Source organism: Sphingobium cyanobacteriorum (assembly GCF_030580935.1).
Lineage (GTDB): Bacteria > Pseudomonadota > Alphaproteobacteria > Sphingomonadales > Sphingomonadaceae > Sphingobium > Sphingobium cyanobacteriorum.
Window position 1 is genome coordinate 173659 of record NZ_JAUQOM010000003.1, and the last position, 21702, is coordinate 195360.

General features: G+C 64.7%; 16 protein-coding genes. 10 read left to right on the forward strand and 6 right to left on the reverse strand.

Annotated features, from left to right (window positions below; genetic code table 11):
- Positions 1-77 precede the first annotated feature (77 nt).
- The 5 genes from Q4610_RS09290 (at position 78) to Q4610_RS09310 (ending at position 5628) form a co-directional block, all read left to right on the forward strand.
- Entirely contained in the window at positions 78-2006 is a 1929-nt protein-coding gene (locus tag Q4610_RS09290; RefSeq protein WP_304535671.1) for a heme lyase CcmF/NrfE family subunit, read from the forward strand.
- Positions 2003-2530: a redoxin family protein gene (locus tag Q4610_RS09295; protein WP_304535672.1), complete on the forward strand. Its 528-nt coding sequence runs from the start codon at positions 2003-2005 to the stop codon at positions 2528-2530. Before Q4610_RS09290 ends, Q4610_RS09295 begins: the two co-directional genes overlap by 4 nt.
- Entirely contained in the window at positions 2527-2937 is a 411-nt protein-coding gene (locus tag Q4610_RS09300; protein WP_304535673.1) for a cytochrome c-type biogenesis protein, read from the forward strand. Before Q4610_RS09295 ends, Q4610_RS09300 begins: the two co-directional genes overlap by 4 nt.
- The gene (locus Q4610_RS09305; protein ID WP_304535674.1) at positions 2934-3578 is read left to right on the forward strand and encodes a tetratricopeptide repeat protein; all 645 of its coding nucleotides are present in this window, start codon (positions 2934-2936) and stop codon (positions 3576-3578) included. Before Q4610_RS09300 ends, Q4610_RS09305 begins: the two co-directional genes overlap by 4 nt.
- Positions 3579-3699: 121 nt before the next feature.
- Complete coding sequence (locus tag Q4610_RS09310) at positions 3700-5628, forward strand: potassium transporter Kup (RefSeq protein WP_304535675.1); 1929 nt, start codon at positions 3700-3702, stop codon at positions 5626-5628.
- A 51-nt stretch (positions 5629-5679) separates the two neighbouring features.
- On the opposite strand, the gene Q4610_RS09315 is transcribed toward Q4610_RS09310, so the two are convergent.
- Positions 5680-6150 carry an Hsp20 family protein gene (locus Q4610_RS09315; protein WP_304535861.1) on the reverse strand — a complete coding sequence of 157 codons (471 nt, stop codon included), beginning with the start codon at positions 6148-6150 and terminating at the stop codon, positions 5680-5682.
- Between the two features lie 299 nt (positions 6151-6449).
- On the opposite strand from Q4610_RS09315, the gene Q4610_RS09320 reads away from it, so the two are divergent.
- The 3 genes from Q4610_RS09320 to Q4610_RS09330 all read left to right on the forward strand — a co-directional run bounded on the left by Q4610_RS09320 (position 6450) and on the right by Q4610_RS09330 (position 10192).
- Entirely contained in the window at positions 6450-7889 is a 1440-nt protein-coding gene (locus Q4610_RS09320; RefSeq protein WP_304535676.1) for a calcium-binding protein, read from the forward strand.
- Positions 7890-8271: 382 nt separating this feature from the next.
- Positions 8272-9522 (forward strand): lipoprotein-releasing ABC transporter permease subunit, encoded by a 1251-nt coding sequence (locus Q4610_RS09325; protein ID WP_304535677.1) that lies wholly within the window; start codon positions 8272-8274, stop codon positions 9520-9522.
- Entirely contained in the window at positions 9515-10192 is a 678-nt protein-coding gene (locus Q4610_RS09330; RefSeq protein ID WP_304535678.1) for an ABC transporter ATP-binding protein, read from the forward strand. Before Q4610_RS09325 ends, Q4610_RS09330 begins: the two co-directional genes overlap by 8 nt.
- On the opposite strand, the gene Q4610_RS09335 is transcribed toward Q4610_RS09330, so the two are convergent.
- Complete coding sequence (locus Q4610_RS09335) at positions 10189-11997, reverse strand: diguanylate cyclase (protein WP_304535862.1); 1809 nt, start codon at positions 11995-11997, stop codon at positions 10189-10191. The two genes, Q4610_RS09330 and Q4610_RS09335, sit on opposite strands and share 4 nt — an antisense overlap.
- A gap of 121 nt (positions 11998-12118) precedes the next feature.
- On the opposite strand from Q4610_RS09335, the gene dnaE reads away from it, so the two are divergent.
- A complete protein-coding gene (gene dnaE, locus Q4610_RS09340) occupies positions 12119-15661 on the forward strand; it encodes a DNA polymerase III subunit alpha (protein ID WP_304535679.1) in 3543 nt (1180 codons plus the stop codon).
- Positions 15662-15675: 14 nt separating this feature from the next.
- Here dnaE and Q4610_RS09345 read toward each other — a convergent pair whose 3' ends face one another.
- From Q4610_RS09345 to Q4610_RS09360, 4 genes are all read right to left on the reverse strand, one after another.
- Entirely contained in the window at positions 15676-16743 is a 1068-nt protein-coding gene (locus tag Q4610_RS09345) for a PA0069 family radical SAM protein (protein WP_304535680.1), read from the reverse strand.
- A gap of 113 nt (positions 16744-16856) precedes the next feature.
- Positions 16857-17384: a molybdenum cofactor biosynthesis protein B gene (gene moaB / locus Q4610_RS09350; protein ID WP_304535681.1), complete on the reverse strand. Its 528-nt coding sequence runs from the start codon at positions 17382-17384 to the stop codon at positions 16857-16859.
- Positions 17384-19165, reverse strand: a complete 1782-nt coding sequence (locus Q4610_RS09355; protein WP_304535682.1) for a lytic transglycosylase domain-containing protein — start codon at positions 19163-19165, stop codon at positions 17384-17386. The genes moaB and Q4610_RS09355 overlap by 1 nt, the downstream gene beginning before the upstream one ends.
- Entirely contained in the window at positions 19162-19893 is a 732-nt protein-coding gene (locus tag Q4610_RS09360) for a uracil-DNA glycosylase family protein (RefSeq protein WP_304535683.1), read from the reverse strand. The genes Q4610_RS09355 and Q4610_RS09360 overlap by 4 nt, the downstream gene beginning before the upstream one ends.
- A gap of 134 nt (positions 19894-20027) precedes the next feature.
- Between Q4610_RS09360 and Q4610_RS09365 the strand changes: the two genes are divergently transcribed.
- Positions 20028-21680, forward strand: coding sequence for an electron transfer flavoprotein-ubiquinone oxidoreductase (locus tag Q4610_RS09365; RefSeq protein ID WP_304535684.1), 1653 nt, complete (start codon positions 20028-20030; stop codon positions 21678-21680).
- Positions 21681-21702 lie beyond the last annotated feature (22 nt).

Sequence of the window (21702 nt, forward strand, 5' to 3'; positions counted from 1 at the left end):
CGGGACACCCCTCCGTCTGGCCTGCGGCCAGCCACTTCCCCCGCAGGGGGAGAATGATCTTTGCGCGGACACCCTGTATGATCGCTGAAACCGGCCTCGCCGCGCTCTGGCTCGCCGCGGCGCTGGCGCTGCTCCAGCTCTTCCTCGCCTTCGCCGGGTTGAAGGGCGGCAAGCCCGACCTGCTCGTCGCCGTGCGTCCCGCCGCCGTGGCGCAGGGGGTGCTGACCGCAATAGCCTTCGCGCTGCTCATCACCCTGTTCCTGCGATCCGACATGTCGGTGCTGCTGGTCGCGACCAACAGCCATTCGATGAAGCCCTGGCTCTACAAATTCGCGGGCACATGGGGCAATCATGAAGGCTCCATGCTGCTATGGGTCACGGTCATGGGCGTGGCCGGGGCTGCGGTGGCCCTGTTCGAACGCGCCCTGCGCCGCGACACCCATATGGCGACGCTGGGCGGGCAGGCGGCGATTTCGCTCGGTTTCTATGCGTTCCTGCTCTTTTCCTCCAACCCCTTCGCCCGGATCGACCCCGCGCCAGCGGACGGGCAGGGGCTGAACCCGCTGCTGCAAGACCCCGGCCTCGCCTTCCATCCGCCCACGCTCTATCTGGGCTATGTCGGCCTTTCTGTCGCTTTTTCCTTCGCCATCGGCGCGCTGCTGACGCGCCAGGTGGACGCCGCCTTTGCCCGCGCGATGCGGCCATGGGTGCTGGGCGCCTGGGTGCTGCTGACGCTGGGCATCACGGCGGGCAGCTACTGGGCCTATTATGAACTGGGCTGGGGCGGCTGGTGGTTCTGGGATCCGGTCGAAAATGCCTCGCTCATGCCCTGGCTGGCCGCGACCGCCTTGCTCCACAGCGTCACCGTACTGGCGACCCGCGACGCGCTGCGCGCCTGGACGGTCATGCTGGCGGTGATCGCCTTTTCCATGTCGATGGTCGGCACCTTCCTCGTCCGCTCCGGCATCCTCACCAGCGTCCATGCCTTCGCGGTCGATCCGACGCGGGGCAGCTTCATCCTGGTGCTGCTCGCCCTCTATATCGGCGGCGCGCTGGCGCTGTTCGGCTGGCGGATCGGGTCGGTGCGCGAAGGCGCGCCGTTCGAACTGGTCAGCCGCGAAACGATGCTGGTTGCCAACAATCTGTTGCTTTCGGTGATTTTGGGCGTCGTGCTGATCGGCACCCTCTATCCGCTGATGACCGAAGCCTTCGGCCACAAGGTATCGGTCGGCGCGCCCTATTTCGACCGGATCGCCGGGCCGCTGGCGCTGGCGCTGATGGTCGTGCTGGCGGCCGGGCCGCTCACCCGCTGGCGCCGTGACCGGGCGGCGGCTGTTTGCAAACGTTTGCTGATCCCTGCTGCAATTGCGATTCTGTTGTTCGTGTCGTTGTCACTTTTAGCTTGGGGGCGGATCGGACTATTGCCCTTCCTCGGCCTCATCGTCGCGGTGTCGGTCGGTGCGGCCAGCATCGCCCCGCTGTGGAAGCGCAACCTGCTGCGCACCCCGCTTTTCACCTGGGGCATGGTGATCGCCCATCTGGGCTGCGCGGTCAGCCTGGCCGGCATGGCCTGCGATTCGGCCTTCACCGTCGAAAAGCTGGTCGCCGCCCGCCCCGGCGACACCATCCAGACCGCGGGCTGGACGCTCCGCTTCGCCCGGATCGTGCCGATCGCCGGCGACAACTGGACCGCGCTTCAGGCCGACATGCGGGTCGATCGCGGCGGCGCGCCGGTGATGATCCACCCCCAGTCGCGCTTCTTCGCCTCCCCGCCGACCACCACCAGCGAAGCGGCCTTGCTCACCCGCTGGAACGGCCAGCTCTATGTCGTGCTGGGCGAAGAGGTGGAGGGCGGACGCTGGCAGATCCGCATCTGGTGGAAGCCTTTCGTCACGTTGATCTGGCTGGGTGGGGTGATGATCGCGCTGGGTGGCGCGCTGGCCCTGGTCGGGCGCGAACGGCGCGGCTGGCTGCTCAAATGGCGCGCACGGAGGGCTGCGGCATGAGGACAATCTGGATATGGCTGCCGCTCGGCCTGTTTCTGGCCTTTGTCGGCCTGTTCGCCAGCGGCCTGTTCAAACCCGATGATCGCGTCATCCATTCGCGTCTCGTCGGCCAGCCGCTGCCGGCCTTCACTCTGCCCGCTGCCGCCAGTGACCGGCCTGCGCTGGCCAGCAGCGACCTTGCCACCGGCAAGCCGCGCCTGCTCAACATCTTTGCAAGCTGGTGCGTCCCCTGCGCCGCCGAAGCGCCGCAACTCATGGCGCTGAAACAGGCCGGGGTCGCGATCGACGCCATCGCCATCCGCGACGCCCGGCCCGATGTCGACGGCTTCCTCCGGCGATACGGCAATCCCTATGCCCGCATCGGCCTGGACGCGCGCAGCGGGGTGCAGATCGCGCTGGGATCGTCGGGCGTGCCCGAAACCTTCGTCATCGATGGCAGGGGGCGGATCGCCTACCAGCATATCGGCGACATTCGCGCCGACGATGTGCCGATGCTCCTCGCCCGGCTGAGGGATGCGCAATGAAGCTGATCCTCGCCTTGCTGCTGGCGCTGCTCGCCGCGCCGGTCGCGGCCCAGACCGCCCTGCCGCCCGCGCCCTGGGCCGACCGGCAAATCCCCGATGCGGCGCAGGAGCGACGGGCCAGGGCGCTGATGGAAACGATTCGCTGCCTTACCTGCCAGAGCCAGTCGATCGCCGATTCGAACGCCAGCATGGCGGGCGACATGCGATCGCAGATTCGCGAGCGGATCATGGCCGGCGAACAGCCTGAATCGATCCGCGCCTGGCTGATCGCCCGCTATGGTGACTGGGTCAGCTACGAACCGACCGCCGCACCGATCCTCTGGCCGCTCTGGGCCGCCCCCCTGCTCTTGCTGGGGCTGGGGCTGTTGCTGCTGCGCGGGCGGATCAAGCGGAGGAGAGGTGCATGACGGGCTGGATAATCGCAATCGGCCTTGCCATGCTGGCTTTTGTCGCGCTGCTGCTGGTCGGCCGGATTCCCAGGTCGACACGGGAAGTCAGCGCGGCGGCCCTGTTGCTGGGCCTGGCCGGCTATGCCTGGCAGGGGCATCCGGGGCAGGCCGGCGCGCCGCGCCTGGCGGCGCAGGACAAGGGCGGGACGTTCGACGAAAAACTGGCGGAGCAGCGGCGCGGCCTTGCCGAACGCTACGGCCCGGCGGCGCAATGGCTGATCCTGTCCGATGGTCTGGCACGGCAGGGCAAGACGAAGGAAGCGGCCAATGTGTTGTTGTCGGGCCTGCGCGATTCCCCGGACGACGCCAATCTCTGGCTTGGCCTTGGCAATGCGCTGGTTTCCCACAGCGACGGCGTGATCTCGCCCGGCGCCGATTTCGCCTATCGCCGCGCGCTGGCGATCGATCCTACCGGGCCGGCGCCGCGCTATTTCTACGGTCTGGCGCTGGCCCGCGCCGGCCAGTTGCAGGCGGCGCGTGCCCTGTGGGCACCGCTCGCCGCCAGCGCGCCGCAGGGCAGTCAGGTGAAGGCGGAACTGGAGGCGAGCATCGCGCGTATCGATGCCATGCTGGCGGCGGGTGTTCCGACTGCACCATGATGCAGTGCAGCGCCCGCATTGCACGGCTCCCGGAGCCATGTTAGGGCGCGGCGGTTTGCGGGGGCAGGTGGACGGTTCCGCCCATGTCCCCGAATGGGTGGCGACACGAGCATGATCCTTCATGGCTGACCTTCTTCCCAACACGGCGCCCGCTTCGGTGGACGATGACCATGGCGGCCATGGCCATGCGCGGCAGAAGGCCACGATCAGGCTGGTCGTCGGCGCTATCGGCATCGTCTTTGGCGATATCGGCACCAGCCCGCTCTATGCCTTCCGCGAAACCTTTGCCGGCCACCACAAGCTGACGCTGGACCCTGACCATATATTGGGCGTCATCAGCCTGATGTTCTGGTCGATGATGCTGGTGGTGACGCTGAAATATGTCAGCATCATCATGCGCGCGGATAACAAGGGGGAGGGCGGCAGCCTGGCGCTGCTGGCGCTGATCAACGGCCAGACCAGAACGCAGCGCTGGTCGCGGGGCATCGTGTTGCTGGGCGTGTTCGCCACCGCGCTCTTTTATGGTGATTCGATGATTACGCCGGCGGTTTCGGTGCTTTCGGCGGTCGAAGGGCTGGCGGTCTATAACCCCGCGCTCGCGCCTGCGATCCTGCCGGTGGTCATCGTCATCCTGCTGGGCCTGTTCTGGATCCAGGGATTGGGGACCAACAAGGTCGCCGCCCTGTTCGGCCCCATCATGCTGCTCTATTTCGTCACGATCGCGTCGCTGGGGGTGATCTCCATCCTCAAGACGCCGGGCATCCTCTACGCCTTCAACCCTTATTGGGCGGTGATGTTCTTCGTCACCGATCCGCTGCCCGCCTTTCTGGCATTGGGTTCGGTGGTGCTGGCGGTGACTGGCGCGGAAGCGCTCTATGCCGATATGGGGCATTTCGGCCGCAATCCGATCCGCGTGTCCTGGCTCTTCTTCGTGCTGCCCGCGCTCATCCTCAACTATATGGGGCAGGGCGCGCTGCTGTTCCGCGAAGGGGCTACGGCGCTGCACAGCCCCTTCTACAATCTCGCGCCGCAATGGGGCCAGTTGCCGCTGATCGTGCTGGCGACCATGGCGGCGATCATTGCATCGCAGGCGGTGATTTCCGGCGCTTTCTCGGTGACGCAGCAGGCGATCCAGCTTGGCTTCATGCCGCGCCTGCGCATCGCCCACACCAGCGCGTCGACCGCGGGCCAGATCTATATCCCCCTCATCAACTGGGGGCTGATGGTGATGGTGATCCTGCTGGTTCTGACGTTCCAGACATCGTCCAACCTGACGGCGGCCTATGGTATCGCGGTGACAGGCGCGATGTTCATCGACAATGTGCTGCTGACTGTGGTGCTGTACCGTCTGTGGCACTGGAAATGGTATTTCGCGGCTCCGGTGCTGGCGGTGTTCTATATCGTCGATGGCGCCTATCTGGCGGCCAACCTGACCAAGGTGCCCGATGGCGGCTGGTTCCCGCTGCTGATCGGCTTCGTCATCTTCACCCTGCTGACCACCTGGTCGCGCGGTCGCCGGCTGGTGCAGGACCGGCTGCGCGAAGCGGCGATGCCGATCCCGGTGTTCGTCGCGTCCGCCGCCAACAGCGCGGTGCGGGTGCCCGGTACGGCGGTGTTCATGACATCGACCCCCGATGGCGTGCCCCACGCGCTGCTCCATAACCTCAAGCACAACAAGGTGCTGCACGAGCGGGTCATCCTGCTGACGGTCAAGATCAGGGACGTGCCGGTGGTCGAGGATGACGGCCGGTGCAAGCTGGAGGATCTGGGCCGGGGCTTCTTCCGCATGGTACTGCAATATGGCTTCATGCAGGAACCGGACGTGCCCGCCGCGCTCAAGAATGTCACCGGCTGCGGCCAGGCGTTCAAGATGATGGACACCAGCTTCTTCCTGGCTCGCCAGACCTTGCTTCCCTCGGCCAAGCCGGGAATGCCGCTGTGGCGTGAAAAGATTTTCGCCTGGATGCTGCGCAATGCGGAAAGCGCGATGGAATTTTTCCGCCTGCCCACCAACCGGGTGGTCGAGTTGGGCAGTCAGGTCGAGATATAGAAAAGGGCGCGGCCTTGCGGTCGCGCCCTTCGTCATGCCGATCGCGCCGGATCAGGCGGCGTCGCGGTCCTTGGCGGTGATATCGACCAGTTGACCGCCATTGACGGCGATCTTCTTGGGCTTCATAGCTTCGGGCACTTCGCGCAACAGTTCGATCGTCAGTAGGCCGTCCGCCAGGTCGGCCTTCTCCACCCGCACGAAGTCGGCCAGTTCGAAACGGCGTTCGAAGCTGCGGTTGGCGATGCCGACATGCAGGAATTTGGAGCGGTCATTGCTGCTCTCATCCTTGCGGCCAATCACCTGGAGCAGATTCTGCTGGGCGGTGATGTCGATTTCATCGGGGCGGAAACCGGCGACCGCCAGGGTCACGCGATAGCGATCTTCCGACAAACGCTCGATATTGAAGGGCGGATAATTGTCGCCCTGCGCCAGCCGGGCATTATTTTCGATCAGGTCGAACAGACGATCGAAACCCACGGTCGAACGGCGATAGGGGGTCAGGTCAAAACCACGCATTGTCATCATCTCCCAAAGAGCAAAATGAACCTGCCGGACCCTGAAAACTGGCGTCCGGCGATACGATGCCCGGCCCCATGTGGCGGCCGGACGAAATGGATATGGTTGTTAGAACGGCGCTTTCAAGCCGATATTTCAACGCGGTCTATTTCTGGCCCGTCAGCGCCAATATGCGCCTTGCCCGTCGGGCATTCTGCGCCCCGTCTCCTCATGCTTCGTCACGAAGGTGAAAAAATGGACTTGCATATTTGATCTGGTGAACACTAGATTTTTGGAAATTTGTTGCGTGTAAGGAATGATCCGGCATGGCTGACATTACAATTCATCTGTCGAACAGAAATACTGGTTTCACGACCCGTCTCGCCCAATTTTATGGCGCGCAGACGTCCACGAACTTTGAGGTCATCAGCGCATCCGGGATTTTGCTTGAAGCGAATATTGGTACGAATTTTACGTATAGTGGTGGATTTTTCCGTACCGGAACCATTTACGAAAATTATCTGTTCGCGGCGAACGGTGAACTCGCGTTCAGCGCAACGGGGTTGAACCTTGATGTAGCCGCGCGCAACAATTCCCTGCAGGTCGGGCAATCGCAGGGGGGCTATTATCGGCTTCTGGGAATTGGCGACGATGTCGTCACCGGATCGTCCGGGGATGATTTTCTGTTCGGATCGAAGGGCAACGATCATGTCGATGGCGGTACGGGCCTGGATATTCTGTCATATAACGGTTTTGAGGGCGCGGTAACGGTCAATCTGGCGACCAGAACCGCCGAGACTGCTTTCGGCGTTTCGACCCTGGTTGGCATCGAGGATGTCGAAGGCAGCGCCTTTGCCGATACGCTGACCGGCGATGTTCGCAACAATCTGCTTCAGGGATTTGGCGGCAACGATATCATCGACGGCAGGGGCGGTCTGGATACCGCATCCTATCTGGATGCTGCGTCGGCGGTGTCGGTCAATCTGACGCTGGGCACGGCGACGGGCGGCAGCGGTTCCGATACGCTGGTGTCGATTGAGCGGGTCATCGGGTCGCGCTTCAACGATATGCTGCTAGGGTCGGCGGCCAATGAGTTTTTCGTCGGCGGGCAAGGAAACGACACGATCAACGGCGGTGGCGGCATTGATACGGTGGAATATGGCAATGTCGGTTTCGGGGTTGAGGTCAACCTGTCTACCGGCAAGACCAGCGGCGGTGCGGGGATCGACACGCTGACCAGCATCGAAAATGTGCTTGGGTCGATCTTCGGCGACGTCATCATCGGCAACACGCGCGACAATATGATCCGTGGCGGTGCCGGCAACGACGTGCTGGTCGGTGGAACGGGTGTCGACCAACTCTATGGCGACGCCGGTAATGACCGTCTGCGCGGTGGCATCGGCAACGACTGGCTGCAGGGTGGAGCCGGCAAGGATGCATTTCAGTTTGATACGGCTCTAGGCACGTCGAATGCGGCTAATATCGACTTTATCGACGATTTTTCCCCGTTGGACGACACGCTTTATCTGGAAAATTCCGTGTTCAGCGCGTTCGGAACGACGACCGGCGCAATCAATGCAGCACATTTCCGCTCGATCGTGACCGGGGGCGCAACCGACGCTAACGACTTTTTGGTGTATGACAGGTCGACGGGCGCGCTGTTCTACGACGCGAATGGCAGCGTGAATGGCCTGGGCGATGCGGTGCAGTTCGCTACCCTTCTTCCCAATCTGCAACTGACATCATCGGACTTTTTACTGATATGACGTGCGGACGTGCGGGCGGGACGTCGGTTTGTCGTCCCGTCCTGGCGACTGGATGATATCGCGATAAAAAAACACCCGGATCGTGCTTTCACGATCCGGGTGTTTAATGGACGATTGCTCGTCTCCCCCTTGGTCTGCCTCAACCGCTTCTCAGCCCCCTAAGCTCGAAGCGGGATGCAGTATCCCTGAACCACGGCCATTAACCTGTGCTTCGATTGTCTTGCTATGACCGGCGCAGCTTCGAGTCACGGCCAAAATCGGGGTGCTGTGATTTTCCGTCCGTGCCTGTGGCGGGGATGCAACAATTCGGCAATGCTTGCCGTTGGGCAGGCGCATCCCTAGACCCGCATCCACATCACTATCGAAGGGCCGTCAGCGCCACATGATTCTATCCCGTTACGAACGCATGATCGCCAAACGCTACCTGCTGCCGGGCAAGGGGGAGGGTTTTATCTTCCTGGTCGCCGGCATCAGCCTGGCCGCGGTCATGCTGGGTGTCGCCGCGCTCATCATCGTCATGAGCGTCATGAACGGCTTTCGCGCCGAGCTGTTCGACAAGATCGTCGGCCTCAATGGCCATGCCGTGGTGCAGGGCTATGGCGGGCGGCTGCCCGACTGGCAATCGGTGCTCAAGCAGGCGCGGGCAACGCCCGGCGTCACCAGCGCCACGCCGATGATCGAGCAGCCATTGGGCGCGATTTTCCAGGGCCGGTTCGAACCGGCGCTGGTGCGCGGCATGACTGTCGCGGACATTCGCGACAACAAGACGATGAAGGGCAAGATCATCGGTGGCAGCCTGAACGCCCTGACGCCCAATAGCGGCAAGGTGGCGATCGGGTCGCGGCTGGCCGAGAATATGGGCCTCCAGATCGGCGACACGCTGACCATCTACAACCCGTCGGGTCGCGCCACTCCGTTCGGCACGGTCCCGCGCGAGGTGGGGTATCAGGTCGCGGCGATCTTCGAGGTCGGCATCTATGATTATGACAAGGCGTTCGTGGTCATGCCGATCGAGGACGCGCAGACATTGCTGCTGATGGGCGATGTCGTCAGCATGATCGAGGTGGAGACGGTTGATGCCGACCGGGTCGGGCAGATATTGGAACCGCTGGCGGGCAAGGTCGCGGGCCGGGCCGTCATCACCGACTGGCGGCAGATGAACAGTTCATTGTTCGAGGCGCTGGCGGTGGAACGGGTGGCCATGTTCGTGGTGCTGTCCATCATCGTTCTGGTGGCCGTGTTCAATATCCTGTCGTCCCTTATCATGCTGGTGCGTGCCAAGACGCGCGACATTGCGATCCTGCGGACCATGGGGGCGAGCCGGGCGGGCCTGGTGCGCATCTTCATGACGGTGGGCGTGACCATCGGCACGCTGGGGACGGCGGCCGGGATCGTGCTGGGCTTCACCTTCCTCTTCTTCCGCCAGAGCATGGTCAATGCGATCCAGTTCGTGACGGGGCAGAATCTGTGGGACCCGTCGATCCGTTTCCTGACCGAATTGCCGTCCAAGGCCGATCCGGTGGAGATCGTCACCATCTGCGTGATGGCGCTGCTGTTCAGCTTCCTTGCCACGCTCTACCCGGCCTTCAAGGCCGCCAACACCGATCCGGTCCAGGTGCTGCGCTATGAATGACATATTGAAGGTCACGGGCCTTGCCCGCAGCTTCACCCAGGGCGACGTCACGATCGACGTGCTGCGCGGCATTGACCTGGCGGTCGGCCCCGGCGAGATCGTCGCGCTGCTGGGGCCGTCGGGCTCTGGCAAGTCGACGCTGTTGCAGGCGGTCGGCCTGCTGGAAGGCGGGTTCGAAGGATCGATCCGCATCGCCGGGGAGGAAGCGGCGAAGCTGGACAATGACGGCCGCACCCGGTTGCGCCGCGATGCGCTGGGCTTCGTCTATCAGTTCCATCATCTGCTGCCCGATTTCAACGCGACCGAAAATGTCATCCTGCCGCAGGTGATCCGCGACGTGGAGATGGCGGCGGCGAAGGCGCGAGCGGAGGCGCTGCTGACCGCACTGGGCCTTGGCCACCGGCTGGATCATCGGCCCAGCCAGTTGTCGGGCGGCGAGCAGCAGCGGGTGGCGGTTGCCCGCGCGCTGGCCAACCGGCCGGCGCTGGTGCTGGCGGACGAACCGACCGGCAATCTGGACGAGCGCACCGCCGACGTGGTGCTGGGCGAATTTCTGCGGCTGGTGCGGCATGAAGGGTCGGCCGCGCTGGTCGCGACCCATAATGAACGGCTGGCGCAGAAGATGGACCGGGTGGTCCGGCTGCATGAAGGGGTGCTGGAGGGGGCTTAGGCCGCCGCCGAAGCGCCGTCCCGCACGGTCGCGACGAGGATGCGGTCCCGCCCTTCGGTCTTGGCGCGCAGCAGCGCGGCGTCGGCGGTCTGCATCAGGCGGTCGGCCCGGCCATGGTCCGGGAAGGCCGCCAGCCCGAAGCTGGCGGTGATCGCGCCCAGTTCCTTGCCGCGATGGTCGAGGCGCAGGTCCTGGATGCGCCGCTGGATCTGCATCGTGCGGCCCAGCGCCTGATCGAGGCTGAAGCCCGGCATCAGCACGACGAATTCTTCGCCGCCCAGACGAAAGGCATGGCCGTTTTCGCGCAGCGATTCGGCCAGCACGCCGCCGACCGCGCGCAGCACGGCATCGCCCGCGTCATGGCCATATGTGTCGTTGAACCGCTTGAAATGGTCGATATCCACCATCAGGCAGACGAGCGGTGCGGCGGTGCGCTCCGCTTCGCCCACCAGCGTCTGGAGCATGATGTCGAACTGGCGACGGTTGGGCAGGCCGGTCAGGGCATCGGCCATCGCCATGTCGCGCAACGCATCGCGCAGGCGCAGGTTGGCGAGCGCCAGCCCGATATTTTCCGCCAGCATTTCCAGATATTTGCCCGTCCGCTCCAGATGGCTTGCGCTCGCGCCGGCAGGTTCTTCATAATAGAGCATGCCGATGCTTTCGCTTTGCGCGGCCAACGGGATGCAGATGGTGCTGATGCTATTGGACGCGCCCAGATGTTCACAGGGAATGTCGACCATCTCGCCGGCGGGCCGATGGGTCTGGCCGCGTCGCAGCGCCCAGCAGGCCGATGGCGGGAATTCGATCCGGGAACAGGTCGGCGAAAGCCAGTCGCACGCCTGCGTCATGGCGTTGCGGTGATTGTCGTGGATATAGAGGCGGCCGGGAAAATCTGGCGCGATTTCAGGCGCGAAACGGCGCACGACATCGACCAGATCGTTGACGCTGTCGCAGCCCTGGAGCCTTTGGGTCAGGCGTGAGAGAAGGTCGCGCATGGTCCGGTCGGCGTCGCGTTCCTGCTCCAGCCGCTGCCGCTCCAGTCCGTTTTCGCGGAAGATGCGGATGGCCTGCGCCATGTCGCCAATTTCGTCGGCATGGTTCGAATCGGGCGGGATGGCGTCATAATCCTGCGCGGCGAGGCGCGTGACCACGTCGCTCAGCCGCACGACCGGGCGCAGGATGCGCTGTTTCAGGACGAAATAGAGCACGCACAGGAACAGGAGGGCGGTGATGCCCAGCATGATTTCCGACATGGTGCGCCATTGACGCGCGGTGTCGGTCGACCGGGCGACGGCATGGTCGGTGCGCTGGTCCAGCATATACTGGAATTTGCCGACCTGCGCGGCGACCCGGTCGAGTTCGCGGCCATATTCGTCACCGAACAGGATCGTCCGGGCTGTCCTGTCATCGCCGGCCTGCATGGCGCTGATCGCGGCCTGCTGTTCATCGGTCAGGGCATCGGTCCAGTGCAGCGCCTGGCGCAGGGCGGCCAGCTCGCCTTCGCTGGCGCCCGCATCGCGCAGATGTGTGATCCGTGCCTCGACTGACTTCAACGCGGCCTTTTCGCGACGATAGGCGATCAGATGGCTGGGATCGCTGGTGATGACGAAGCCGCGTGCCTGTTCGGTGAGGCGATAGACATCCTCTTCCAGCGTGGCGGTGAGTTGGTCGAACGTCGAACGCTGGGCAACGGCGGCGCGCTCGGTTTCTTCCGCGCTGGACGCCATCAGCATCGTGGTCCCGGAAGCGAGGGTGAGGGCGACGGTGGCCCCATAGGCCCAGTTGGTGATGGTGGAGAGGCGCATGACCGGCAAAGGATAAGCCGCAGTCGTTGGCAATTGCTTAAGACTGCGCCGGAACGGATTACCCACAGATTTCGTCCCTGGGGGGCTGGGCCGAATCATCCGGGGTGCCTAGATTGACCCCATGCCCCATGCCCCCTTCGTCACGCTTCGCGTCTTTTCCTCCTTCACCATGCTCGAAGGGGCGATCGATCCCAAGAAGATCGCGAAACAGGCCAAGGCGCTGGGTTTCCCCGCGGCTGCCATCACGGATCGCAACGGCCTTTACGGATCGATGGCCTTTTCCGACGCCTGCAAGGATGAAGGGGTGCAGCCGGTCATCGGCGCGATGCTGGGCGTGTTGCGGCCGGGCCGGCCGGCCAATGCGGCTCAAGTGCATGACTGGCTGGCGCTCTATGCGCAGGATGCGACCGGATATGACAATATCTGCGCCTTGGTATCGATGGCGCATCTGGACCGGCCGGTCGAGGAGGTGCCGCATGTGACGATCGAGGCGCTGGCGGGGCGGACCGATGGCGTGATCGCGCTGACGGCGGGTGGCGAGGGCGCTTTGGCGCGGCTGTTCGCGGAGGATCAACCCGACGCGGCGATCGCCTATGTCGAACGACTGGAGGCGCTGTTTCCGGGGCGGCTCTTTATCGAGATTTGCCGTCGGCTGGACCCGGTGGAGGGCAAGGCGGAGCCGCATCTGCTCGACCTGGCCTATGCCCGCGATCTGCCTTTGGTAGCGACCAACCCGACCTGCTTTGCCGAACCGCATTTCCACGCGGCCCATGACGTGATGCTCTGCATCGCCGACAGCGCCTATGTCGACATGCCCGATCGCCGCACCAGCTCGCCCGACGCCTGGATGAAGCCGGCGGCCGAGATGAAGCGATTGTTCGACGATTTGCCCGAAGCGCTGGCCAACACGCTGGTCGTGGCGCAGCGCTGCGCCATCGCCGCGCCCAAGCGCAAGCCGATCCTGCCCAGCCTGGCCGGCGATATCGAGGGTGAAGCGCGGATGCTGCGCGATCAGGCGAGCGCCGGGCTGGAGATGCGGCTGGCCAGGGCCGGGATCGTCACGGAGGAGGCGCGTGCGCCCTATTATGAGCGGCTGACGTTCGAGACGGACATCATCATCCAGATGGGGTTCCCCGGCTACTTCCTGATCGTGGCCGACTTCATCAAATGGGCGAAGGACCATGACATTCCGGTGGGACCGGGCCGTGGTTCGGGCGCGGGGTCGCTGGTCGCCTGGGCGCTGACGATCACCGATCTCGATCCGCTGCAACTGGGCCTGCTGTTCGAACGATTCCTGAACCCGGAACGTGTGTCGATGCCCGACTTCGACATTGATTTCTGCGAAACCCGGCGGGGCGAGGTGATCCGTTACGTCCAGCAGAAATATGGCGCGGACCATGTGGCGCAGATCATCACCTTCGGTAAGTTGAAGGCCCGCGCGGTGCTCAAGGACACTGGCCGCGTGCTTCAGATGAGCTATGGCCAGGTCGACCGGCTCGCCAAGCTGGTGCCGAACCATCCGACCGATCCCTGGACGCTGGAGCGGTCGCTGAACGGCGTGTCGGAGTTCAAGGCGGAATATGACAATGACGCGCAGGTCCGCCGCCTGATCGACTATGCGATGAAGCTGGAGGGCTTTCCGCGCCACAGTTCCACCCATGCGGCGGGCGTGGTGATCGGCGACCGGCCGTTGCAGCAACTGGTGCCGCTCTATCGCGATCCGCGATCGGACATGCCGGTGACGCAGTTCGACATGAAATATGTCGAGGGCGCGGGGCTGGTGAAGTTCGACTTCCTGGGTCTCAAGACGCTGTCGGTGTTGCAGAAGGCGGTGCAGTTGCTCAGCGCGCGGGGGGTGACGATCGACCTGGATACGCTCGCCTGGGATGACAGCGCGGTCTATGACCTGCTCCAGCGTGGCGATACGGTGGGCGTTTTCCAGCTGGAATCGGAAGGGATGCGCAAGACGCTGGCGGCGGTGCGACCGACCAATTTCGGCGATATCATCGCGCTCGTTTCGCTCTACCGCCCCGGCCCGATGGACAATATCCCGATGTTCGGGCGGCGCAAGAACGGGCAGGAGGAGATTGAATATCCCCACATCCTGCTGAAACCGATCCTCGAAGAAACCTATGGCATCTTCGTCTATCAGGAACAGGTGATGCAGGCCGCGCAGATCCTGGCGGGCTACTCGCTGGGCGACGCCGACCTGCTGCGCCGCGCGATGGGCAAGAAGGTGAAGGCGGAGATGGACGCCCAGCGTTCCCGCTTCGTGGAGGGCTGCGCGGCCAGCGACATCAAGCCCGCCAAGGCCAACGAGCTGTTTGACTTGATCGACAAGTTCGCCGGCTATGGCTTCAACAAGTCGCACGCCGCCGCCTACGCCCTGCTGGCCTATCAGACGGCCTGGCTCAAGGCGCATTATCCCGCCGAATTCTATGCTGGCTCGATGGCCTTCGACATCCATCTGACCGACAAGCTGACCGTGTTCGTCGACGACATGCGACGCATGGGGCTGACCTGTCTGCCGCCCGACCTCAACCGCAGCCAGGCCGACTTCACCGTAGAGCCGGTGCCGTGCGAGGGCGAGGACAAGCGACTGGGCTTTGCCGTGCGCTATGCGCTGGGAGGGCTGAAGGGCGTGGGCGAGAAGGCGATGGAGCAACTGGTCGCCGAGCGCGAGGCGGCCGGGCCGTTCAAGAGCCTGGACGATTTCGCCGACCGGATCGAGCCGCGCCTGCTCAACCGGCGGCAGTTGGAAAGCCTGGCGGCGGCGGGGGCGTTCGACGGCATCCATCCCGACCGTGCGGGGGTTCATGCGGCGGCGGAAACCATCCTGTCGGTCGCGTCGAGCAATGCGCAGGCACGCGAAAGCGGGCAGGGCGGACTGTTCGGCGACGTTGAAACGCCCCATGCCGATGTGCGTGTGCCACCGCATCAGGCCTGGACCGTGGCGGACCGCATGGCGCAGGAGAAGGAGGCGTTCGGCTTCTATTTCTCGGCCCATCCGGTTGACCGCTACAGGCATCTGGCCGAAGCGCGGGGCGCGCGCAGCTATGGCGCGGTGTGTCAGGCGCCGATGCCCGCGCCCAACGCCGAAGGGCGGGCGATGACGATCATGGCGGCGATGGTGGAAGATGTGCGTTGGCGCGAAACCAAACGCGGGGCGCGCTACGCCAATGCGACCTTCTCCGACCAGAGCGGCCAGTTTCAGGCGAGTTGCTTCGATGAGGGCGCGTGCAAGGCGATCGAGGAACTGGCGGCTGATGGCGATTGCGCGCTGCTGGTGGTGGAACTGGACCGGCTGCCGGGCGAGGAAACGCCGCGCGTCACGGTGCGGGGGGTCGAACCGTTCCGGGCAATCGCCAGCGCGTCGCGGATGGAACTGACGGTCGATGTGGAGACGCCGCAGGCGGTGGAGGCGCTGGCGCTGCTGCTGGCGGATGCCGATGGCGGGCGCAGCGAGGTGTTCCTGCGCGCGCCGGTGGGCGACGGGCAGGCGGCGCGGGTCTTTCTGGGCGACAGGTTCAGCCTGGGCGCGGACCAGGTGGACGCGATCGCGACGATCAGGGGGCTGTCGATCCATCGTTTCGAGCGGATGGACGTGAAGGCGGACGGCTACAGGACGCGGACGCGGCGGACGGCGATGCGGTTGGTGGGGTGATGAAAAACAAAGCCTCATAACAACCGCATCTGCGCGCCTTCGGGCGGGCGGAAGAGGTCGGTGCGCAGGATGAGGCGGTCGCCGTCGAGGCCGGCGCGCCTGCGGGCCTTGATGAAGCGGGCGCGGATGAGGTCGGCCCAGACGCCCTGACCCCGCATCCGGGTGCCGAAATTCGGGTCATTGTCGCGGCCGCCGCGCATGTCGCGGATGATCGTCATCACCTTGCCCGCGCGGTCGGGATAGTGCGCGTCGAGCCAGGCGCGGAACAGGGGCGCGACTTCGTGCGGCAGGCGGACGGGGATATAGAGGACATCGCGCGCGCCGGCCTGCGCGACGCGGGCGACCAGCGCCTCGATTTCATGGTCGGTGATGGCGGGGATGACGGGGGAGATGCTGGCGGTGACGGGGATGCCGGCGTCGGCCAGTGTGCGGATCGCGTCGAGCCGTCGCTGCGGATGGGGCGCGCGCGGTTCGAGCGTGCGGGCGATAGCGGGGTCGAGGCTGGTGACGGAGAGCATCACCGCGACAAGGCCGTCGCGGGCCAGGTCGGCCAGCAGGTCGATGTCGCGCAGGATACGGTCGGACTTGGTGGTGATGAAGGTTGGATGCCGGGTTTCGACCAGCAATTCCAATATCTGCCGCGTGATCCGCCAGTCCTTTTCGATCGGCTGATAGGGATCGGTATTGGTGCCCATGGCGATCGGCGCGACGGCATAGCCGCGCTTCGACAGTTCGGCGCGGAGCAGGGTCGCGGCGTCCGGCTTGGCGAAGAGCTTCGTTTCGAAGTCCAGGCCGGGCGACAGGTCGTGATAGGCATGGGACGGCCGGGCGAAGCAATAGATGCAGCCATGTTCGCAGCCGTGATAGGCATTGATCGACTGGGAAAAGCCGATGTCGGGGCTGGTGTTGCGGGTCAGGATGGTGCGGGGGCGTTCGACCGTCACCTGGGTCCGGGTGCGGGGCAGCGGGCCGTCCAGCGCCTCCGCCATGTCCAGCCAGTCGCCGTCGGCCTCCCGCCGGGGCAGGTTGAAGCGGTGGCTTTCCCCGTTCTGCGTTGCGCCTCTGCCCTTTTCGATCGCCATGGGGCATTGGAACATATCAAGAACATGAGGTCAAGTGATACAACGAGTGGTACAGCTTGAATCGCTTTTGCGATTTTCATTAGTTAGCGAACTAATGAATCGATGGCGCAGCCTCAGCGTTCGGTCAGGCGCGGCATCAGTTCCACGAAATTGCAGGGGCGAAAGCGGCTGTCGAGCTGGGTGACGAGGATGCCGTCCCAGGCATCCTTCACCGCGCCGGTCGAGCCGGGCAGCGCGAAGATATAGGTGCCGCGCGCGACGCAGGCGGTGGCGCGGGACTGGATGGTGGAGGTGCCGATGTTCTGATAGCTGAGCCAGCGGAACAGTTCGCCAAAGCCGGGAATGTCCTTGTCCCGCACCTGGGCGAGCGCTTCGGGGGTGACATCGCGCCCGGTGACGCCGGTGCCGCCGGTGGTGAGGATCACGTCTATTTCGGGATCGTCGATCCAGGCATGGAGGCGGGCGACGATGGCGGAACGGTCGTCGCGTTCGATATAGCGGGCGGCGAGGATATGGCCGGCGCTTTCCAGCCGTTCGACCAGCGCGTCGCCGGAACGGTCATCGGCCAGGCCGCGCGTGTCCGACACGGTGAGGACGGCGATACGCACCGGGATGAAGGCCCGGCTTTCATCGATCGGCATCAGTCGGAACCGCCGCCCATGGACCCGCGGCCATCGGCCTTGCTCAGGCGCACCAGCTTCACCCCCTTGGCATTGGGGAAGGTCGGCCACAGGCCCTGCGCCATGCCGGTGAGGCAATCGGCGCTGCCCTTCGCCTGGATCTGGTACATCCAGTAGTTGCGCATGACGATGTTCACATAGGCGCGGGTTTCATAATAGGGCAGCGATTCCATGAAGAGCAGCGGATCGCCCTTGTCATGGACCTGCGTGTTCCAGCGTTCGACCGGCATGGGACCGGCATTATAGGCGGCCATCACCTTTGGCAGCAGGCCGCCCGTCGCGCTCATGTCACGCAGCGATTCGAGGTAGCGCTGGCCATATTCCATGTTGGTCGATGGCACGAACAGTTGGGCGGGGTTGGCGAGGCCCACATCGCCCGCCGTGCCGGGGCGCACCTGCATCAGGCCGCGCGCGCCCGCGCTGCTGACCACATCGGAGCGGAAGCCCGATTCCTGGAGCGTATGGGCGTAGATCAGCGAGGGATCGACCCGCCAGCCGCCATCGGGCCGCCAGTCGGGCGCGGGGAAGCGGGCGAAGCTGCCCGGCTGGGTGCCGGCCGGGCCATTATGGGCGAGCCAGAGCTGGGTTGCGGGCAGATTGAGGGCGCTGGCGAGGCGCAGCAGCGCGTCATATTGATCGCTGCCGCCGATCTTCGCCTGATAGCGGAGCAGTTCGTCGGCGCGGGCATTGTCGCCGATCGCGGCCAGAACGATCGCGGCGCGGGCGTTGGGGCTGGATTTCAGCTTGTTCCACTCCGCCGCGCCGAAGCGGCCGCCGACCGGCGCGCCGCCGAGCGGCAGGCCCAGCGATTCGCGGGCGAGCAGGCCGTAGAATGTCTCGTCCGAGCGGGCGGCCTGTTTCAGATAAGCGGCGACCTTTTCCGCTTCGCCGCAGACCATATAGGCGCGCGAGGCCCAATAGGCCCCGGCGGCGCGCATGTCGGCATCGGAGGCGAGCGCGGCGACATTGGCGAAGGCGGGGGCGGCGGTGCGGCAGTCATTCTGACGCCATGACGCCAGCCCGTTGGTCCAGTGCGCCTGCACGCTCCAGTCGCCGCCGGTGCGGGTTTCGAGCGCGCGCGCGGCCATGCGCCGGGCGTTCACATCGTCATTTTCGATATAATAGGCCCAGGCGACGCGCTGGCGCACTTCGGTCAGCCCTTCGGGCGTCAGATTGGCTTCGCCGGTGGCGAGCAGCCCTTCGGCCCCGATCGGATCGTCATTCTTGATGAACGTCTGGATCTGTCCCGCGAGCGCCTGTGCGGCCATATCGGTTCTGGTCGGGGCGACATATTGGCGGCGCGGCGCGGAACCCAGCCAGACCATCTTCTGGATTTGCGGCAGGGTGGGCAATATGGTCGCGCCGCGCTTTTGCGCCAGGCGGGAAAGCTGGTCGGCCTTGGGCAGCCAGGCAGCCTTGTTGATGAGGTCGAGCAGGTCGAACAGTTCGACTCTGGGCGACCCCTTGGCAAGATAATAGTCCTGCAACGCCAGCGCGCGCACCGCATCCTGCGGATCGAGCGTGGCGATCATCGCCTGCGCGTCGGTCCATTGCTGGGCGGCCAGCGCGGAGAAGATGGCGCGATAGCGGGCCTTATCGCCGTCGCTCAGTTGCAGGGGGGAGGCCGGCGCGGAGGCGACGGCGGGCAGGACGGGGGCATTTTCGGCCTGTGCCGGGATGGCTGCGGCCAGCCCCGTGGCGATCAGGGCGAGACGGGAAATCTGGGTCGCGGCGCGAATCACGGACGGGCTTCCTCGATCAGGCTTTGCAGGACGCGCCAGCATTCCGCCTTTGCCGCCGGCTGGCCGAGCAGCAGGCGCGGGTGAAATGTGGCGACGGCAGGCACAGTGCCGCCATCATGATTAAATTCGCGTAAACTATCGGGCGGGGCGTCACCGTCCGTCGGCATCAGCGCACGGATCGTCCGGTCGCCCAGCAGCAGCAGGCGGCGCGGCCGGGCGAGATGGACATGGGTGCGCATCCGTGCGGCCACGGCGGTCAGGTCGCCTGCCTCCACCATGCCGCCGGGCGGCCGGGCAAAAAACAGAGATGCGATATAAATCTGGCTGCGATCAAGGCCGATCGCGCGCAACATCGCATCGAACAGCGCGCCGGCCCGATCGGCAAACAGGATGCCCGCGTCGATATCCGCAGGGTCGGGCATGTCGGTGACGATCATGAGCGGGGCGTCGGCCGCCCCGGCGGGATAGATGGTCCGCGCCGGCCAGCGCCGTTCAGGATGCGCGGAATCGCTTTCGAGCCATTGGTGAAAGGTCGCTAAATCCCTGGGCTTGGGCGGTGCGGCGGGGTCGGCGGGCGATCCTGTCGGCAGGCCGGATGCCGCCGCCGGCATGGGGCGCAACCAGTTGACCGGCGTTTCCACCACGGCGCTGTCCACGCCGGCAAGCTGCCACCACGCCATGAAGGCGTCGACGGCCAGCGCCGCATTGTCTTGCATTGAACCCCGCATCGTCTTTCCTTGGGCCAGAGGTTGACGAGGTGGTCAAGCTGCTTCATCGCCATGACAGGTAAACGGTTGGAGTAATGCGGCGATTGGATAGACAGGCATGCTGCCCGCCAGTCGCGCATATTGGAGGGATAGACATGAGCGAACGGGATTCGATGCCCTATGACATCGTGATCGTCGGCGGCGGTCCTGCCGGCCTGTCGGCGGCGATCCGGCTGAAGCAACTGGCGAACGATGCGGGACAGGAACTGGCCGTGTGCGTGCTGGAAAAGGGGTCGGAAATCGGCGCCCATATCCTGTCGGGCGCGGTGATCGATCCCAAGGCGCTCGACGAACTGTTCCCGCAATGGCGCGACATGGGCTGTTCGCTGGCGGACACGCCCGTCACCGACAACCAGCACTGGTTCCTGACCAGGACCGGCAAGATGGCCATGCCGCACATCATGACGCCGGGCTGGATGCACAACAAGGGCACCTATACCGGGTCGCTGGGCAATCTGTGCCGCTGGCTGGCGGAACAGGCCGAGGGGCTGGGCGTGGAAATCTTCCCCGGATTTGCCGCGGCGGAAATCCTCTATCATGAGGATGGCAGCGTGAAGGGCGTCGCCACCGGCGACATGGGCGTTGACCGTGAGGGGGTGAAGAAGGGCGACTATCAGCCCGGCCTGGAACTGCACGCGAAATATACCTTCTTTGCCGAAGGCGCGCGCGGCCACCTGACCAAGGTGCTGAAGCGCCAGTTCGCGCTGGACGCCGAGTGCGAGCCGCAGGTCTATGGCCTGGGCATGAAGGAATTGTGGGACATCGACCCCGCGCTGCACCAGCCGGGGCTGGTTATCCACAGCCAGGGCTGGCCGCTGACCGATGCCTATGGCGGCGGGTTCCTCTATCATCAGGCCAATGGCCAGGTGGCGTTGGGCTTTGTGGTCGGGCTGGGCTATCGCAACCCGCATCTCTACCCGTTCGAGGAGTTTCAGCGCTGGAAGCAGCACCCGGAAATCCGCAAGTTCCTCGAAGGCGGGCGCCGCATATCCTATGGCGCGCGGGCGATCAACGAGGGTGGTTGGCAGTCGATTCCCAAGCTGGTCTTCCCCGGCGGCGCGCTGATCGGCTGTTCGGCCGGGTTCGTCAACGTGCCGCGAATCAAGGGCACGCATACGGCGATGAAGTCGGGGATGCTGGCGGCCGAGGCGGCGTTCGAGGCGATCCAGAATGAGCGCGCGCGCGACGTGCTGGACGATTATGAGCTGCGCCTGCGGTCGAGCTGGATCGCGGACGAGCTGAAGCTGGTGAAGAATGCCGAACCGCTGCTGTCCAAGTTCGGCGGCACGATCGGCACGCTGCTGGCGGGCATCGACATGTGGATGCGCACGCTCAAGATCGGCCTGCCCTTCACGATGAAGCACAAGCCCGACGCGGAGAAGCTGTGGCGCAAGGACCAGTGCGAGAAGATCGCCTATCCCAAGCCCGACAATGTCGTTAGCTTCGACCGGCTTTCGTCGGTGTTCCTGAGCAACACCAATCATGAGGAGGACCAGCCGGTCCACCTCCAGTTGAAAGACCCGTCGATCCCGATCCGCTATAATCTGCCCCTTTATGACGAGCCGGCGCAGCGTTATTGTCCGGCAGGCGTCTATGAGGTGGTCGGTCAGGAAGAGGGCAATCCCCGGTTCCAGATCAACGCGCAGAATTGCGTCCATTGCAAGACGTGCGACATCAAGGACCCGACCCAGAATATCAACTGGGTCGTGCCCGAAGGCGGCGGAGGACCGAACTATCCCAATATGTAAGCGTCTGATCCTGCTGGCCCTG

Excerpts from the sequence above, each read along its gene's own strand:
- Q4610_RS09295 (WP_304535672.1), top strand. The coding sequence starts at position 2,003 with ATGAGGACAATCTGGATATGGCTGCCGCTCGGCCTGTTTCTGGCCTTT.
- Q4610_RS09290 (WP_304535671.1), top strand. The coding sequence starts at position 78 with ATGATCGCTGAAACCGGCCTCGCCGCGCTCTGGCTCGCCGCGGCGCTG.
- Q4610_RS09365 (WP_304535684.1), top strand. The coding sequence starts at position 20,028 with ATGAGCGAACGGGATTCGATGCCCTATGACATCGTGATCGTCGGCGGC.
- dnaE (WP_304535679.1), top strand. The coding sequence starts at position 12,119 with ATGCCCCATGCCCCCTTCGTCACGCTTCGCGTCTTTTCCTCCTTCACC.
- Q4610_RS09310 (WP_304535675.1), top strand. The coding sequence starts at position 3,700 with ATGGCTGACCTTCTTCCCAACACGGCGCCCGCTTCGGTGGACGATGAC.
- moaB (WP_304535681.1), bottom strand. The coding sequence starts at position 17,384 with ATGCCGATCGATGAAAGCCGGGCCTTCATCCCGGTGCGTATCGCCGTC.
- Q4610_RS09305 (WP_304535674.1), top strand. The coding sequence starts at position 2,934 with ATGACGGGCTGGATAATCGCAATCGGCCTTGCCATGCTGGCTTTTGTC.
- Q4610_RS09345 (WP_304535680.1), bottom strand. The coding sequence starts at position 16,743 with ATGGCGATCGAAAAGGGCAGAGGCGCAACGCAGAACGGGGAAAGCCAC.
- Q4610_RS09315 (WP_304535861.1), bottom strand. The coding sequence starts at position 6,150 with ATGACAATGCGTGGTTTTGACCTGACCCCCTATCGCCGTTCGACCGTG.
- Q4610_RS09360 (WP_304535683.1), bottom strand. The coding sequence starts at position 19,893 with ATGCGGGGTTCAATGCAAGACAATGCGGCGCTGGCCGTCGACGCCTTC.
- Q4610_RS09300 (WP_304535673.1), top strand. The coding sequence starts at position 2,527 with ATGAAGCTGATCCTCGCCTTGCTGCTGGCGCTGCTCGCCGCGCCGGTC.
- Q4610_RS09335 (WP_304535862.1), bottom strand. The coding sequence starts at position 11,997 with ATGCGCCTCTCCACCATCACCAACTGGGCCTATGGGGCCACCGTCGCC.
- Q4610_RS09325 (WP_304535677.1), top strand. The coding sequence starts at position 8,272 with ATGATTCTATCCCGTTACGAACGCATGATCGCCAAACGCTACCTGCTG.
- Q4610_RS09330 (WP_304535678.1), top strand. The coding sequence starts at position 9,515 with ATGAATGACATATTGAAGGTCACGGGCCTTGCCCGCAGCTTCACCCAG.
- Q4610_RS09320 (WP_304535676.1), top strand. The coding sequence starts at position 6,450 with ATGGCTGACATTACAATTCATCTGTCGAACAGAAATACTGGTTTCACG.